The organism is Zeimonas arvi (assembly GCF_008039575.1).
In the GTDB taxonomy this organism is placed as follows: domain Bacteria; phylum Pseudomonadota; class Gammaproteobacteria; order Burkholderiales; family Burkholderiaceae_E; genus Zeimonas; species Zeimonas arvi.
Genome location: NZ_VDUY01000003.1, coordinates 476,563 through 491,043, shown reverse-complemented (window position 1 = coordinate 491,043; position 14,481 = coordinate 476,563). Strand labels below are relative to the sequence as shown.

Genomic DNA, 14,481 nt, shown 5'->3' with positions numbered 1-14,481 from the left:
ATCCTGGGTATCGGAAGGCATCGCGCCGGCGGCAGCGGCCGGCCGGGTCAGTACCGGGCGCAGGCCGGGTCCACCAGCCTGGCCCAGGCGTCGATGCCGCCGACCAGGTTGTAGACCTCGCGCGCGCCTCGGTGCTCGAGGAACATCGCCACCTGCATGCTGCGCATGCCGTGATGACAGTAGCAGACGATGGGGCGGCCCGCGTCGACCAGCTCGTGCAGCCGCGTGGGGATCTTCTGCATCGGGATGTGCAGGCTGCCGGGGATCCGGCCGACCTGCACCTCCCAGTCTTCGCGAACGTCGAGCACCAGCGGGGTTTTCACCGGCGGATGCTGCGCGCCGGCCGGCGAGTGCTCGTGGGCGCCCGGCGCGTGGAAACCGATGTCGGCGTCGGGCGCGTCCGGCCGGGTGCCTGCCTTCGCCGCCCGGGCAGAATCCGCATTCGCGGCTTCGAGCCAGTTGGCGAGCTGGGCGGGCTGGATCTGGTGCATGGCTCGGGTTCCGGGGTGCGGCGGGTGCGTCAGAAGCGGAAGCTTTCCTTCCGGGGGAACGCAACCAGCGGGGTGGCCACCGTGTCGAACAGGCTCTCGGTGGCGAACTCGCGCTCGCCCACCCGGGTGACCAGCTGCGCCACCATCATCGGCAGCTCGCCGACGATCGCGACCAGCCTGCCGCCCACGTTCAGCTGCTGCAGCAGCGGGTCGGGAAGGAAGGGCACCGACCCCGACAGCAGGATGAGGTCCCAGCGCGACTCGGCAGCCGCCTCGAGGCCGTTGCGCGCCTCGACCGCGGCGCCGGCGACGGCCGCGCGCGACAGGTTCTCGGTTGCGAAGCGGGCGAGCTCGGGGCGGATCTCGCAGCTGACCACGCGACGGGCACGGTGCGCCAGCAGTGCCGCCATGTAGCCGGAGCCGGCGCCGATCTCCAGCACCGTCTCGTGGCGTCGCACCGCGGCGGCCTGCAGCAGCCGGGCCTCGACCTTGGGCGCCAGCATCACTTCGCCGGTGGGCTTGCCATCGATCGTCAGCGGGATCTCCATGTCGGTGAAGGCCAGCAGGCGCCAGGCGGGCGGAACGAAGTCCTCGCGCCGGACGACGAAGAGCAGGTCGAGCACATCCTGGTCGAGCACCTCCCAGGGGCGAATCTGCTGTTCGACCATGTTGAAGCGGGCGAGTTCGATGTCCATCGCAGGTTCCGGAAGATCGTCGAAGAGGGGATAAAGGGGAATTCTAGCCAACGCGCGGCGCCGGGCGGTCGCGCGGGGCCAGCGCGGCGAGCACCGAGCGCAGGTGCGCGTCAAGGAATCGGTCGATCGGCACCTCGAAACCGGGCGGACAGCAGGGCTGGATCGAGCGCTCCCAGATCGCCTTCATGACCAGCGGCGACATCCACAGGTGCACCGTGGCTTCCACGTCGACCTGCGCGAACTCGCCGCGGCCGATCCCTCGCTCGATGATCGCGCGCAGCAGCTTCGCGTTGGGCAGCACGACCTCCTGCTGGAAGAAGAGGGCCAGCTCGGGGAAGTTGCCGGCCTCGCCGACGACCAGCTTGGCGATGCCGGCGAGCTTGGTGGCGCCGAAGCGCGTCCACCAGCCTTCGAAGAACGCGCGCAGCAGTTCCGCGCTGCCCGACTGCCAGGCAGCCACCTCGCGCTCGAAGGACTCGATCAGCGGCACGATGTTCTGCCGGACCACCGCCTTGAACAAGTCCTCCTTGCTGGCGTAGTAGAGGTAGAGCGTGCCCTTGCTGACGCCGGCGCGTGCAGCGACCTCGTCGAGCCGGGTCGCGGCGAAGCCGCGCTCCACGAACAGATCGAGCGCGGCGTCGAGGAGCTCGCCGGGGCGCGCCTCCTTGCGGCGCTCCCAGCGCGGGGAACGGGACGATACGGCAGCCATCGGCGGGTCGGGCGGGCCTAAATGACCATTGGGTCAGCAAATGTTACCGCAGCAGCCTGCCGCGCGTCTCCCCGGCCGCCCGCGCGGGCTGCGTCCGGCGGCGTCCTCCCGCCCGTGCGGGTCCGTTCAGGCCTCGAGCCGCAACTCCGGGCAGAAGTGCAGGGGCTCGCCGCCGTCGATGCGCCCGAACCGATGGGCCTCGCGATTCCAGACCAGGATCTCGGACGAGCCGATGTGATAGACCCAGCCGTGCAGCCGCAGCTTGCCCTTGGCCAGTCGCGCGGCCACCGGGGGGAGCGTGCGCAGGTTGGCCATCTGCGTGAGCACGTGCACCTGGGTCATCGCCTCGGTGCGCTCGCGCTCGGGGAGGTCCGCGAAGTTCTCGGCCACGATCGCCCGCGTGGGCTCGGCCAGCGACAGCCACTGCCGCACCGCCGGCATCTGCTCGAGCGCCTCGGGGTTCATCAGGCCGCGGATCGCGCCGCAGTGCGAATGCCCGCAGACGATGATGTCCTCCACGCCCAGCGCCACCACCGCGAACTCCACCGTGGCCTCGGCGCCGCCCTTGGCCGCGCCATAGGGCGGCACGATGTGCCCGGCGTTGCGCATGATGAACAGGTCGCCGGGGTTCGTGTCGGTGATGAGGAAGGGATTGATCCGCGAGTCGGAGCAGGTGACGAACAGCGCCTTCGGCGCCTGGCCGGCCGCCAGGTTGCCGAAGAACTCGCGTGCCTCGGGCGCGATCGCCTGCTGGAAATGGCTGGCGCCCTCGACGATGTCGCGCAGCGGGTTGATGCCCTCGCAGACGGGGCGCATGCGCATGCCCGTCGGCATGTCACTGCACCAGGGGCGAAGGGCTGTCGCTGGCCAGTCGGTGGAGGTACTGGCGGCAGGCGGTCAGCCAGGCGTCGGTGGCCAGGTCGCGCTCCACCGCCTCGCGGCAGGCCTCGAAGCCCGGCGCCTCGCCCTCGTGGATCTGGTCGACGCGCACGATGTGGAAGCCGAACCGGGTGGCCACCAGCAGCGGCAGCAGGCCCGGTTCGCGCGCTTCGAACACCGCCTGCTCGAACTCGGGCACGGTCTGTCCGCGCTCGAGGGCGCCCAGGCCCCCCCCCTCGGCGCCGCTCGGGCAGTTGGACTCCTCGCGGGCCAGCGCCGCGAAGCGCGCGGGATCGGCGAGCACCTCCTTCAGCCGGCGCTCGGCATGCTCGCGCAGCGCGCCCACCGGCACGCGCGGCGTGACGCCGTACAGCACGTGCGAGACCAGCCGGCGCGCGCCGACGCGGTAGTTCTCGGCGTGCGCATCGAACCAGCGCCGCGCCTCGTGCTCGCCCGGGGTCTTCCAGGGCACCTCGTGCTCGAGGACGCGCAGCAGCAGCGCCCGCTCGGCGTCGGGCGAGGCGAAGACCACGGCGTCCGGGTCGGCGCCGTCTTCCAGCCAGCCGAGCTCGGCGGCGCGGGCGAGCAGCGCGGCGCGGCTCTGCTCGAAGCCTGGCAGGGCGGATTCGTCGGGGTTCATCGTTGCGATTCCTGTAAGGGCGGCGAGCGGAAGGGCGGCCCGGATGGCATCAGCGGGCTGCGCCGCGGCGCCGCACGATCTGGTAGGGACGAGCCACGTAGGCCACCGACGCGAAGCCGCTCCAGACGTGAACCAGGCGCGAGAACGGGAACAGGATGAACAGCGTCATGCCGAAGAACAGGTGGATCTTGTAGATCAGCGGCACGTTCACGATGAAGCCTGCCGCGTCGCCGCGGAAGGTGAGCAGGTGCTGGGCCCAGTGAGACAGCGCCACCATCACGCTGCCGTCGAGGTGCGCCAGCGACGCGACGATGCTGACCAGGCCGAGCAGCAGCGTGACCAGGATCCAGTACAGGACCACGAAGTCCATCGTGCGCGAGTTGGCGCGCACCCGCGGCTCGCTGTGCCGGCGGTGCAGCAGCAGCGCGATGCCGACCAGGCACAGCGTGCCCGCGAAGCCGCCCGCGGCCATCGCGATGATCTGCTTGCCCTGGGTGCTCAGGCCGATCGCGTGGTAGACCTCCTTGGGCGTGAGCAGGCCCACGAAGTGCCCGCCGAACAGCATCAGGATGCCCAGGTGGAACAGGTTGCTGCCCCACCTGAGCTGGCCGCGGCGAAGCATCTCCGAGGAGTCGCTCTTCCACGTGTACTGTTCGCGGTCGAAGCGCACCAGGCTGCCGAGCAGGAAGATGGCCAGCGCGATGTACGGGTAGATGCCGAAGAGGAACTGGTGCAAGCCGCTCATGACTGCGCTCCGGTGGAAAGCCGTTCGGTGGTCTGCTGCGCGGCCCGCGCAGCCGCCGCGCCCTTGCGGTGGATCGTGATCGGCGCCGGCTGGCCCGGCTGGCCGGCCGCCGTGCCGCATGCGCCGGCCTCGCCGCCGAACATCACCGGCTCGTCGGCCCACTCGCGGTCCAGCGCCTCGGTGTCGATCGGCGCGAGCTTCTCGACCACGGGCAGCGGCAGCTCGAGGCCGGCGGCGCCGGCGAGCTCGAGCAGCGCGGCTGGCAGCATCGCGTAGCGGCTGCCGATGCGCGCCAGTCCGTTGCCCAGCTTGCGCAGCACCTCGGCCGTGTCGCGCAGGTCGGCGAGGATCGCCTTCGGTTCCTGGGTGGACAGGTACTCGAGGAAGGCGGGCAGGTAGTCGGGCAGCTCGTCTTCGGACAGGAAGAGCCCGGCGCGCTCGTAGAGCAGCTTCAGGTCGACCATCGCCTGGCCGCGGTCGCGCGACTCGCCGTGCACGTGCTCGAACAGGTACAGCGAGGTCATCCGGCCGCGGTCGAAGGTGGACACCCAGGTCTCGGCCAGCTCGAAGGCGTCGCCGCGCTCGAGGCCCGCCGCGAAATCGGCCAGCCGCTCACGAGTGGCCGAGGAGAGCGCGCGCTCGTCGTCGAGCGCCTGCCGCACCGCGTCGGCCATTCCCTTTCGGTCTGCCTGCGGGTAGTCGAGCAGCGTGCCGATCGCGCGCAGCGTGTAGCGGATCGGTTTCATCTCAGAGGGTCTCCTTGATGGCGATCACCCGCTTGCCCTTGTTGCCGGCAAACAGGCTGCCGGCGGAGGTGCCGTCGGAGCAGCCGTTGCCGAACGAGAAGCCGCAGCCGCCGCGCATGTCGAAGGCGTCTTCGGCGTACTCGCGGTGGGTGGTCGGGATCACGAAGCGGTCCTCGTAGTTGGCGATGGCCAGGATCCGGTACATGTCGTCGATCTGGGCGGCGCTCATGCCGACCTTGTCCAGCAGGTCGCCGGCGTGCCGGCCTTCGACGGTGCGCGCCCGCATGAAGGCGCGCATCGCGAGCATCCGCTCGAGCGCCACGCGGATCGGCTCCTCGTCGCCGGCGGTCAGCATGTTGGCCAGATAGCGCAGCGGGATCCGCAGGCTGGCGACGTCGGGGATGCCGCCCTTCTCGGAGATCTGGCCGCTCGAGGCGCGCGCCGAGATCGGCGAGAGCGGCGGCACGTACCAGACCATGGGCAGGGTGCGGTACTCGGGATGCAGCGGGAAGGCGATCTTCCAGTCCATCGCCATCTTCCAGACCGGCGACACCTTGGCGGCCTGCAGCCAGGCCTCGGGGATCCCGTCGGCCCGCGCCTGCGCGATCACCGCCGGGTCGTTCGGGTCGAGGAACAGGTCGAGCTGGGCCTGGTACAGGTCGCGCGGGTCGGCCACCGAGGCGGCTTCCTGGATCCGGTCGGCGTCGTAGAGCAGCACGCCCAGGTAGCGGATCCGGCCCACGCAGGTTTCCGAGCACACGGTGGGCTGGCCGACCTCGATCCGCGGATAGCAGAAGATGCACTTCTCGGCCTTGCCGCTGGACCAGTTGTAGTAGATCTTCTTGTACGGGCAGCCCGACACGCACATGCGCCAGCCGCGGCACTTGTCCTGGTCGATCAGCACGATCCCGTCTTCCTCGCGCTTGTAGATCGAGCCCGACGGGCACGAAGCCACGCAGGCCGGGTTCAGGCAGTGCTCGCACAGCCTGGGCAGGTACATCATGAAGGTGTTCTCGAACTCGCCGTAGATGTCCTTCTGGATGCCCTCGAAGTTGTAGTCGGCCGAGCGCTTGGAGAACTCGCCGCCGAGGATCTCCTCCCAGTTCGGCCCCCACTCGATCTTCTCCATCCGCTTGCCGCTGACCAGGCTGCGCGGGCGGGCCACCGGCGGATCCTTCATGTCGGGCGCCGTGTGCAGGTGCTCGTAGTCGAAGGTGAAGGGCTCGTAGTAGTCGTCGATCTCGGGCAGGTTCGGGTTCGAGAAGATCTTCATCAGCAGCGACCACTTGCCACCCTGCATCGGCTCGATGCTGCCGTTGGCCTTGCGGGTCCAGCCGCCCTTCCAGCGTTGCTGGTTCTCCCAGTCCTTCGGGTAGCCGATGCCGGGCTTGGTCTCCACGTTGTTGAACCACGCGTATTCCATGCCCTCGCGGGTGGTCCAGACGTTCTTGCAGGTGACCGAGCAGGTGTGGCAGCCGATGCACTTGTCCAGGTTCAGGACCATGCCGATCTGTGCGCGTACTTTCATCGTTCTTGCTCCATGCGTTCCGTTCGCGCGGGCGCTCAGGCCGCCGCGTCCATCCAGTCGACCTTGTCCATCTTGCGCAGGATGATGAATTCGTCGCGGTTCGACCCCACGGTGCCGTAGTAGTTGAAGCCGTACGAGAGCTGCGCGTAGCCGCCGATCATGTGCGTGGGCTTGAGCACCGCGCGCGTGACCGAGTTGTGGATGCCGCCGCGGGTGCCGGTGATCTCGGACCCCGGGGTGTTCACGATCTTCTCCTGCGCGTGGTACATCAGGATCATGCCCTCGGGCACGCGCTGGCTGACCACCGCGCGGGCGATCAGCGCGCCGTTCACGTTGAACACCTCGACCCAGTCGTTGTCGACCACGCCGGCCTTGCGCGCATCGATCTCGGAGACCCAGACGATCGGGCCGCCGCGCGACAGCGTGAGCATCAGCAGGTTGTCCGTGTAGGTGGAGTGGATGCCCCACTTCTGGTGCGGCGTGATGAAGTTGAGCAGGATCTCCGGGTTGCCGTTGCTGCGCTGGCCGAGCATCGGCTCCACGGTGCGCGTGTTCACCGGCGGCCGGTAGCTGACCAGCGCCTCGCCGAAGGCGATCATCCAGGGGTGGTCCTGGTAGAGCTCCTGGCGGCCGGACAGCGTGCGCCAGGGAATCAGCTCGTGCACGTTGGTGTAGCCGGCGTTGTAGGACACGTGCTCGGATTCCAGCCCCGACCAGGTCGGGCTGGAGATGATCTTGCGCGGCTGGGCCTGGATGTCGCGGAAGCGGATCTTCTCGTCTTCGCGCGGCACGGCCAGGTGGGTGTGGTCGCGGCCGGTGAACTTCGACAGCGCCTCCCAGGCCTTGACCGCCACCTCGCCGTTGGTCTCGGGCGCGAGCGACAGCACCACCTCGGTGGCGTCGATGTCGGTCAGGATGCGCGGCTGGCCCTCGGACACGCCGGGCTCGGCGACCTTGCCGTTGAGCTTGCCGAGGAAGTCGACCTCGTGGTCGGTGTTCCAGCCGATGCCCTTGCCGCCGTTGCCGGCTTTCTTCATCAGCGGGCCCAGCGAGGTGAACTTGGCGTAGGTGGCCGGGTAGTCGCGCTCGACCACGGCGATTGCCGGCATCGTCTTGCCGGGCACCGGGTCGCACTCGCCGCGGAACCACGCCTTGGGTTCGAATGGTTGCGAGAGCTCGCCCGGGGTGTCGTGCATCAGCGGGGTGAGCACGATGTCCTGCTCGACGCCCAGGTGGCCGTTGGAGAGCTCGGAGAAGCGCTTGGCGAAGCCCTTGAAGATCTCCCAGTCGCTGCGCGCCTGCCAGGCCGGATCCACCGCCGCCGACAGCGGATGGATGAACGGGTGCATGTCCGAGGTGTTCATGTCGTTCTTCTCGTACCAGGTGGCGGTCGGAAGAACGATGTCGGAGTACAGGCAGGTGGTCGACATCCGGAAGTCGAGCGTGACCAGCAGATCCAGCTTGCCTTCGGGCGCCTGCTCGTGCCAGACCACGTCTTCCGGCTTGGCCTCGCCCATCTGGCCCAGGTCCTTGCCCTGCACCCCATGCTTGGTGCCCAGCAGGTGCTTGAGGAAGTACTCGTGGCCCTTGCCGGAGGAACCGAGCAGGTTGGAGCGCCAGACGAAGAGGTTGCGCGGGAAGTTGTCCGGGTGGTCCGGGTCGGTGCAGGAGAACTGCAGGCGGCCGCTCTCGAGCTCGTCCAGCACGTAGGTCTTGGGATCGAGGCCGCGGCGCGTTGCCTCGCGCGACAGCTCCAGCGGATTGCGCTGCAGCTGCGGCGCCGACGGGAGCCAGCCCATGCGCTCGGCGCGGGTGTTGAAGTCGATCAGGCTGCCGGAGTACTTCTGCGGGTCGGCCAGCGGCGACAGGATCTCGCGGGTGGCCAGTCGCTCGTAGCGCCACTGGTCGGTGTGCGCGTAGAAGAACGAGGTCGAGTTCTGCTGGCGCGGCGGACGGTGCCAGTCGAGCGCGAAGGCCAGCGCGGTCCAGCCGGTCTGCGGGCGCAGCTTCTCCTGGCCCACGTAGTGCGCCCAGCCGCCGCCCGACTGGCCCACGCAGCCGCAGAACACCAGCAGGTTGATGATCCCGCGGTAGTTCATGTCCATGTGGAACCAGTGGTTCATCGCCGCGCCGATGATCACCATCGACTTGCCGCGGGTCTTGTCGGCGTTGTCGGCGAACTCGCGCGCCACGGTGATCACGTCTTCGGGCGACACGCCGGTGATCGCCTGCTGCCACTTCGGCGTGTAGGGCAGGTTGTCGTCGTAGGAGGTCGGCATGAAGTCGCCGCCGAGCCCGCGGTCGACGCCGTAGTGGGCGAGCGTGAGATCGTGGACGGTGACGACGAGCTTCTCGCCGTCCTTCGTCTTCACGCGGCGGGCCGGCACGCGCTGGGTGATCACGTCGGCCACCGGGTTGGCGTTGAACTGCGGGTGCGCCACGCCGCCAAAGTAGGGGAAGGACACCTCGACGATCTCGTCGTGCGAGCCCAGCAGCGTGAGCTGCGGCACGATCTCGCGGCCGCTGGCGTCCTCGGACTGCAGGTTCCACTTGCCGGCGTCACCGCCTTCCTTCTGGCCCCAGCGGAAACCGATCGACCCCTTGGGCACGACCATCTCGCCCGTGTTCTCGTCGTAGGCGACGGTCTTCCACTCGGGATTGTTGTCCTGGCCGAGCGCGCCGTCGAAGTCGGAGGCGCGCGCCATGCGGCCAGTGACCAACCTGTCGCCCTGCGGCTCGAGCAGCACCAGGTTGGGCATGTCGCTGTAGCGGCGCAGGTAGTCGATGAAGTAGTCCGACTTGCGGGTGGCCACGAACTCCTTGAGGATCACGTGGCCCATCGCCATGGCCAGCGCCGCGTCGGTGCCCTGCTTGGGCTTGAGCCAGATGTCGCCGAACTTGGCGCCCTCGGCGTAGTCGGGGAAGATCGACACGACCTTGGTGCCCTTGTAGCGGGCCTCGACCATGAAGTGGGCGTCGGGCGTGCGGGTCTGCGGCACGTTCGAGCCCCACATCAGGATGTAGCTCGAGTTGTACCAGTCGGCCGATTCGGGCACGTCGGTCTGCTCGCCCCAGGTCTGCGGCGAGGCCGGCGGCAGGTCGCAGTACCAGTCGTAGAAGCTCATGCACACGCCGCCGATCAGCGACAGGTAGCGGCTGCCCGCGGCGTAGGAAATCATCGACATCGCGGGGATCGGCGAGAAGCCGATCACGCGGTCGGGCCCGTACTTCTTCGCGGTGTACACGTTCGCCGCGGCGACGATCTCGTTGGCCTCCTCCCAGGTGACCCGCACGAAGCCGCCCAGGCCGCGCCGCGCGCGATAGGACTTCGCCTTCTCGGGCGACTCCACGATCGAGGTCCAGGCCTCGACCGGGTTCATCTCGGCCCGCGCCGCGCGCCACAGCCGCAGCAGCTGGCTGCGCACCATCGGATGCTTGAGCCGGTTGGCCGAGTACAGGTACCAGGAGTACGAGGCGCCGCGCGAGCAGCCGCGCGGCTCGTGGTTGGGCATGTCGGGCCGGGTGCGCGGGTAGTCGGTCTGCTGGGTTTCCCAGGTGACGATGCCGCCCTTCACGTAGATCTTCCACGAGCAGGAGCCGGTGCAGTTCACGCCGTGGGTGGAGCGCACGATCTTGTCGTGCTGCCAGCGCTGGCGATACGCCTCTTCCCAGCTGCGGTCCTCGTGGGTGACGGTGCCGTGCCCGCCGGCGAAGGCCTCGCGCTTCTCGCTGAAATACTTCAGGCGGTCGAGGAAATGGCTCATCGATTGCTCCTTGTTCGCGAGTCGCGAGGAATCAGGCGTGCACCCGCTCGCCCGACATCACGTCGGTGCGGCGGACTTCCGTGAGATACATCCAGATCAGCGATACCCAGACCACGCCGTACATCAGCATGAAGGCCGAGGACCGGATGCCGGTGAGGTCGAGCAGGACACCGAACATGATCGGCAGGACGAAGCCGCCGAGGCCGCCGGCCAGGCCGACGATCCCCGACACGGCCCCGATGTTCTGCGGATACTCGTCCGAGATGTACTTGAACACCGACGCCTTGCCGAAGGCCCAGGCGATGCCCATGACGAACATCAGCGCGGTGAAGGTCCACACGTTGAGCCCGATGAAGAAGGTCTTCGGGCCGTCCACGGTCTGGATCGTGAACTCGGTCTGCGGATAGGAGAGCAGGAACAGGCAGATCCAGCTTACCCACATCACCCACCAGGTGATCTTGTGCGCGCCGTGCTTGTCCGACAGCCAGCCGCCGATCGCGCGCAGCACGCCCCCGGGCAGCGAGAAACAGGCCGCCAGCAGGGCCGCGACGCGGATGTCGAGGCCGTATTCGTTGACGTAGTACTGCACCATCCACAGCGAGAGGGCCACGTAGCCGCCGAACACGATCGAGTAGTACTGACAGTACTTCAGGACGCGGGGATCTTTCAACATCGCAAGCTGTTGCCTGAAGCTCGTGCCGCCCTTGACGAGGTGGGCCGGATCGCTTCGGGAAAACGTCCAGAACACGACCACGGTGATCGCCAGGGCGATCGCGTAGACCTGCGGCACGACCGCCCAGCCGAAGGCCACCAGCAGCGCGGGCGCGACGAACTTGTTGAGCGCCGCGCCGGAATTGCCCGCGCCGAACACGCCCATGGCGAATCCCTGGCGGTTCTTCGGGAACCAGCGCGCCACGTAGGGCGTGCCCACCGAGAAGGATCCGCCGGCCAGCCCGACGAACAGGCCCAGCACCAGGAAGTGCCAGTACTGCGTCGCGTAGGAGATCAGCCAGATCGGGATCACGCAGGCCGCCATCAGGCTGGCGAAGACGACCCGTCCGCCGTAGCGGTCGGTCCACATGCCGAGCGGCACGCGCACCAGGGACCCGGTGAGCACCGGCGTGGCGGTGAGCAGGCCGAACTCGGTGGCCGAGAGGCCGAGTTCCTTGCGGATCGGCACGCCGATCACGCCGAACATCATCCAGACGGCGAAGCAGATGGTGAAGGCGAGGGTGCTGGAGACCAGGACCGGAATCGCGCCGCGCGGCAGGGGCGCGGTCGAGGGGCTGGGGGTGGCCATGGCGGACTTCCTTTCTTGCGGTTCCGCAAGGAAACCAGAGACGCTGTCCGTTCACCCCTACTTCGATCAAGGTTTTGGTCCCAACCTTTGGGCCCACCGCCGGCGGAATACTCCTTTGTGGGTAGTCTTTGTGGCGGCGCATTAAGCCTGCACGCCATGTGAATCAAGGGCTTGCGTCGGATCGGGTTGGTCCGTGTCAAGCTGGCCGGGCGAGGGCGGCAACTTCGGAGTAGTTCCAGGCCCTGTTGCGCGAGTTGACCTCCCGCATCGCTTCCACGCGAGGCTTCGCCCAGAATCCGCCCATGCCCTTCGTCGATGCCGCTGCCAATGCGATGCGCCAGTCCCTGCGACTGCGCCTGGGACTGCTGCTCGGCGCGATCGCGTTGCTGGCCCTGTTGGCGATCTCCCTGGCCACGGTCCTGCTGGATTCCGCCACCGGGCGCGGCGGGGCGATCAATGTGGCGGGTTCGCTGCGAATGCTGACCTACCGGGTCGCGCTCTCCGCGGTCGATGCCTCCCCCGGCGCCGGCGAGCGTTTCGAGCTGGCGATGTCGACGCTCGATGCGCGGCTATCGGAGCCGCTGCTGCGCGACGCGCTCGCTTCGGAATCGGCCCGCGCGTTGCTCGCCGAGATGCAGGGCGCCTGGGCCGCCGAGCTGCGGCCGGCCAGCCTGCGGGTGCGCGAGGCGACGGAGGCCGGCGCCGCGCCGGCGATTCCCGGCGAGTATCGCCGGGTGGTCGTCGATTTCGTCGATCGCGCCGACATGCTGACCCGCCAGCTCGAGCAGGCGCTCGACTCGCGCCTGGCCAACCTGCGCCTGGTCCAGGGCCTGGCCCTGCTGACCGTGTTCGGCCTGGTCCTCGCCGCGCTGTACCTGATCCGCACGCAGGTGCTGCGGCCGCTGGCCGATCTCCTCGAGGCGGCGCGCTCGCTGCGCGCCCGTCGCTTCGACGCTCGGGTGCGGCGAGAGGGCGTGGACGAGCTGGGCCAGCTGGGCCGCGCGTTCAACGCGCTGGCGGTGGAACTGGAGGCGAGCTACGCCTCGCTCGAAGCGAGGGTGGCGGAGAAGACTGCCGAGCTGGCGCTCAGCCACCGGCAACTGGAGCTGCTGTACGCGATCACCCGTACGCTCTCGGAAAAGCCCCCGACCGAGCAGACGCTTCGCGAGGTGCTCGCCACGCTGTGCGCTGCCTTTGGCGCGCGTGCAGCATCGATCCGGACGGCCGCGCCGGACGACCCGGGCCCGGGCTTCGTGGTCGCCACGGTGGACGCGGGCGCCGGCACCGACCTGATCGCGAGCCTGCACGAGGCGCGGGAGACGACGCTCGGCGATGCGGGCGATTTCGCGGTATGGGTGCAGCGCCTGCGCGAGGGCGGCGAGGAGGTCGGTTCGCTGGCGCTCGCGCTGCGGCCCGCGCGCGAGCTCGCCGTCTGGGAGCGCTCGCTGCTCGAGTCGGTCGCGCAGCACGTGGGCGCAGCCCTGGCCAATGCCCGGCTGCTGCAGGACGAGCAACGGCTGGGCCTGTACCGCGAGCGCGCGGTGATCGCACGCGAACTGCACGATTCGCTCGCACAGAGCCTGTCCTACATGAAGATCCAGGTCGCGCGGATGGCCGCGGAGCTGACCGCCGGCCGCGACGCCGGGCGCGTGCTCGCCGAACTGCGCGCCGGGCTGAACAGCGCCTATCGCCAGTTGCGCGAGTTGCTCACCACTTTTCGATTGCGGATCGGCGACCAGGGCTTCGGCGGCTCGCTGCAGGCCACGATCGACGAGTTCGCCTCGCGTGCCGGGGTGGCGATCGCATTGCGCAACGGCATCCCGGACGCTGCGCTGTCGGCCGCCGAGCAGATCCACGTGTTGCAGATCGTTCGCGAGGCCCTGGCGAACGTGCTGCACCACGCGAAGGCGCGGCGGGTCGAAGTCGATCTCTCGATCGACGCGGGCCGGGCGGTGAGGGTGCGCATCGACGACGACGGCATCGGCATCGGGATGCTCACCGCGGCGAGCAGCGAGGAGACGGTCGCGCCGGGCAAGGCGGCGCCTGCGCGCAGTGCCGGCGCGGGCGACGGCGTCGACCGGGGCAGGCATCATCACGGCCTGGGCATCATGCGCGATCGCGCGGGCACCCTGGGCGGCGCGATCGTGTTTGCCGAGAGGCCGGGTGGCGGCACGCGGGTCGAGCTGCGCTTCGTGGCGGCAACGCAGTTCGCGGCCCGATGACCCCGGGCGCAGACCGGGTCGCGCGTCGACACGCCGGCGGCGGGCGAGAATGCCGGTCGTGAAGGGAAACCAGGCAATGAACCGAAGCCAGGCCAAGGATCCGGGGGCGCGACGCGTGCAACGGGTCGTGATCGTGGACGATCATCCGCTGTTCCGGCGCGGGCTCGCGCAACTGTTGGCGATGGACCCGTCGCTGCAGGTGGTGGCCGAGGCAGAGTCCGGCCAGGGGCTGGCAGCGCTGTGCGCCGAGCAGGATCCCGACCTGGTCCTGCTCGATCTCGACATGAAGGGCGTGGGCGGCATCGAGGCCTTGCGCGCATTGAAGGAGGAAGGCTGCGCCGCACGGGTGGTGATCCTCACCGTGTCCGACCAGCCCGAGGACCTCGTCGCCGCGATCCGCGCCGGCGCCGACGGCTACCTGCTGAAGGACATGGAACCCGAAGACCTGCTTGACCAGGTCCGCGAGGCGCTCGCCGGCAAGGTCACGGTGGCGCCGGCGCTGGCCGGTGCGCTGGCGCTCGCCTTGCGTGGCGAGGCGGTCGAGAGCGCCCGCGCCAATGCCCCGCTCACCGAGCGCGAACGGGCGATCCTGCGCTGCCTGTCGGCCGGGATGTCGAACAAGCTGATCGCGCGCGAGCTCGGCATCGCCGAGGGCACGGTCAAGGTGCACGTGAAGCACCTGCTCAGGAAGCTCGGCTTTCGCTCGCGGCTCGAGGCGGCAGTGTGGGCGGTCGAACGCTCGTGAGAACGCGGGCGGTGGCG

General features: G+C 69.1%; 12 protein-coding genes. 2 read left to right on the top strand and 10 right to left on the bottom strand.

Going from position 1 to position 14,481, the window contains the following annotated elements:
• Positions 1-47: 47 nt before the first annotated feature.
• The 10 genes from FHP08_RS18615 to FHP08_RS09670 form a co-directional block, all read right to left on the bottom strand.
• Positions 48-323, bottom strand: coding sequence for a rhodanese-like domain-containing protein (locus FHP08_RS18615; protein WP_225879100.1), 276 nt, complete (start codon positions 321-323; stop codon positions 48-50).
• Positions 324-520: 197 nt separating this feature from the next.
• Complete coding sequence (locus tag FHP08_RS09710) at positions 521-1,186, bottom strand: protein-L-isoaspartate O-methyltransferase family protein (RefSeq protein WP_147704241.1); 666 nt, start codon at positions 1,184-1,186, stop codon at positions 521-523.
• 43 nt (positions 1,187-1,229) lie between these two features.
• Positions 1,230-1,895 carry a TetR/AcrR family transcriptional regulator gene (locus FHP08_RS09705; protein ID WP_147704240.1) on the bottom strand — a complete coding sequence of 222 codons (666 nt, stop codon included), beginning with the start codon at positions 1,893-1,895 and terminating at the stop codon, positions 1,230-1,232.
• 126 nt (positions 1,896-2,021) lie between these two features.
• Positions 2,022-2,717, bottom strand: a complete 696-nt coding sequence (locus FHP08_RS09700; protein ID WP_222707853.1) for a carbonic anhydrase — start codon at positions 2,715-2,717, stop codon at positions 2,022-2,024.
• A 13-nt stretch (positions 2,718-2,730) separates the two neighbouring features.
• Positions 2,731-3,414, bottom strand: a complete 684-nt coding sequence (locus FHP08_RS09695) for a peptidylprolyl isomerase (protein ID WP_147704239.1) — start codon at positions 3,412-3,414, stop codon at positions 2,731-2,733.
• 49 nt (positions 3,415-3,463) lie between these two features.
• Positions 3,464-4,159, bottom strand: a complete 696-nt coding sequence (gene narI / locus FHP08_RS09690) for a respiratory nitrate reductase subunit gamma (RefSeq protein ID WP_147704238.1) — start codon at positions 4,157-4,159, stop codon at positions 3,464-3,466.
• Positions 4,156-4,905, bottom strand: coding sequence for a nitrate reductase molybdenum cofactor assembly chaperone (gene narJ / locus FHP08_RS09685; RefSeq protein WP_147704237.1), 750 nt, complete (start codon positions 4,903-4,905; stop codon positions 4,156-4,158). Before narJ ends, narI begins: the two co-directional genes overlap by 4 nt.
• Position 4,906: 1 nt before the next feature.
• Positions 4,907-6,433 carry a nitrate reductase subunit beta gene (gene narH, locus FHP08_RS09680; protein ID WP_147704236.1) on the bottom strand — a complete coding sequence of 509 codons (1,527 nt, stop codon included), beginning with the start codon at positions 6,431-6,433 and terminating at the stop codon, positions 4,907-4,909.
• A 35-nt stretch (positions 6,434-6,468) separates the two neighbouring features.
• Positions 6,469-10,197: a nitrate reductase subunit alpha gene (locus FHP08_RS09675; protein WP_147704235.1), complete on the bottom strand. Its 3,729-nt coding sequence runs from the start codon at positions 10,195-10,197 to the stop codon at positions 6,469-6,471.
• Positions 10,198-10,228: 31 nt separating this feature from the next.
• Positions 10,229-11,497 carry an MFS transporter gene (locus tag FHP08_RS09670; protein WP_147704234.1) on the bottom strand — a complete coding sequence of 423 codons (1,269 nt, stop codon included), beginning with the start codon at positions 11,495-11,497 and terminating at the stop codon, positions 10,229-10,231.
• A 302-nt stretch (positions 11,498-11,799) separates the two neighbouring features.
• Between FHP08_RS09670 and FHP08_RS09665 the strand changes: the two genes are divergently transcribed.
• Both FHP08_RS09665 and narL read left to right on the top strand, forming a co-directional pair.
• Positions 11,800-13,719, top strand: a complete 1,920-nt coding sequence (locus FHP08_RS09665) for an ATP-binding protein (protein ID WP_147704233.1) — start codon at positions 11,800-11,802, stop codon at positions 13,717-13,719.
• Positions 13,720-13,795: 76 nt separating this feature from the next.
• A complete protein-coding gene (gene narL, locus FHP08_RS09660) occupies positions 13,796-14,464 on the top strand; it encodes a two-component system response regulator NarL (RefSeq protein ID WP_147704232.1) in 669 nt (222 codons plus the stop codon).
• Positions 14,465-14,481 lie beyond the last annotated feature (17 nt).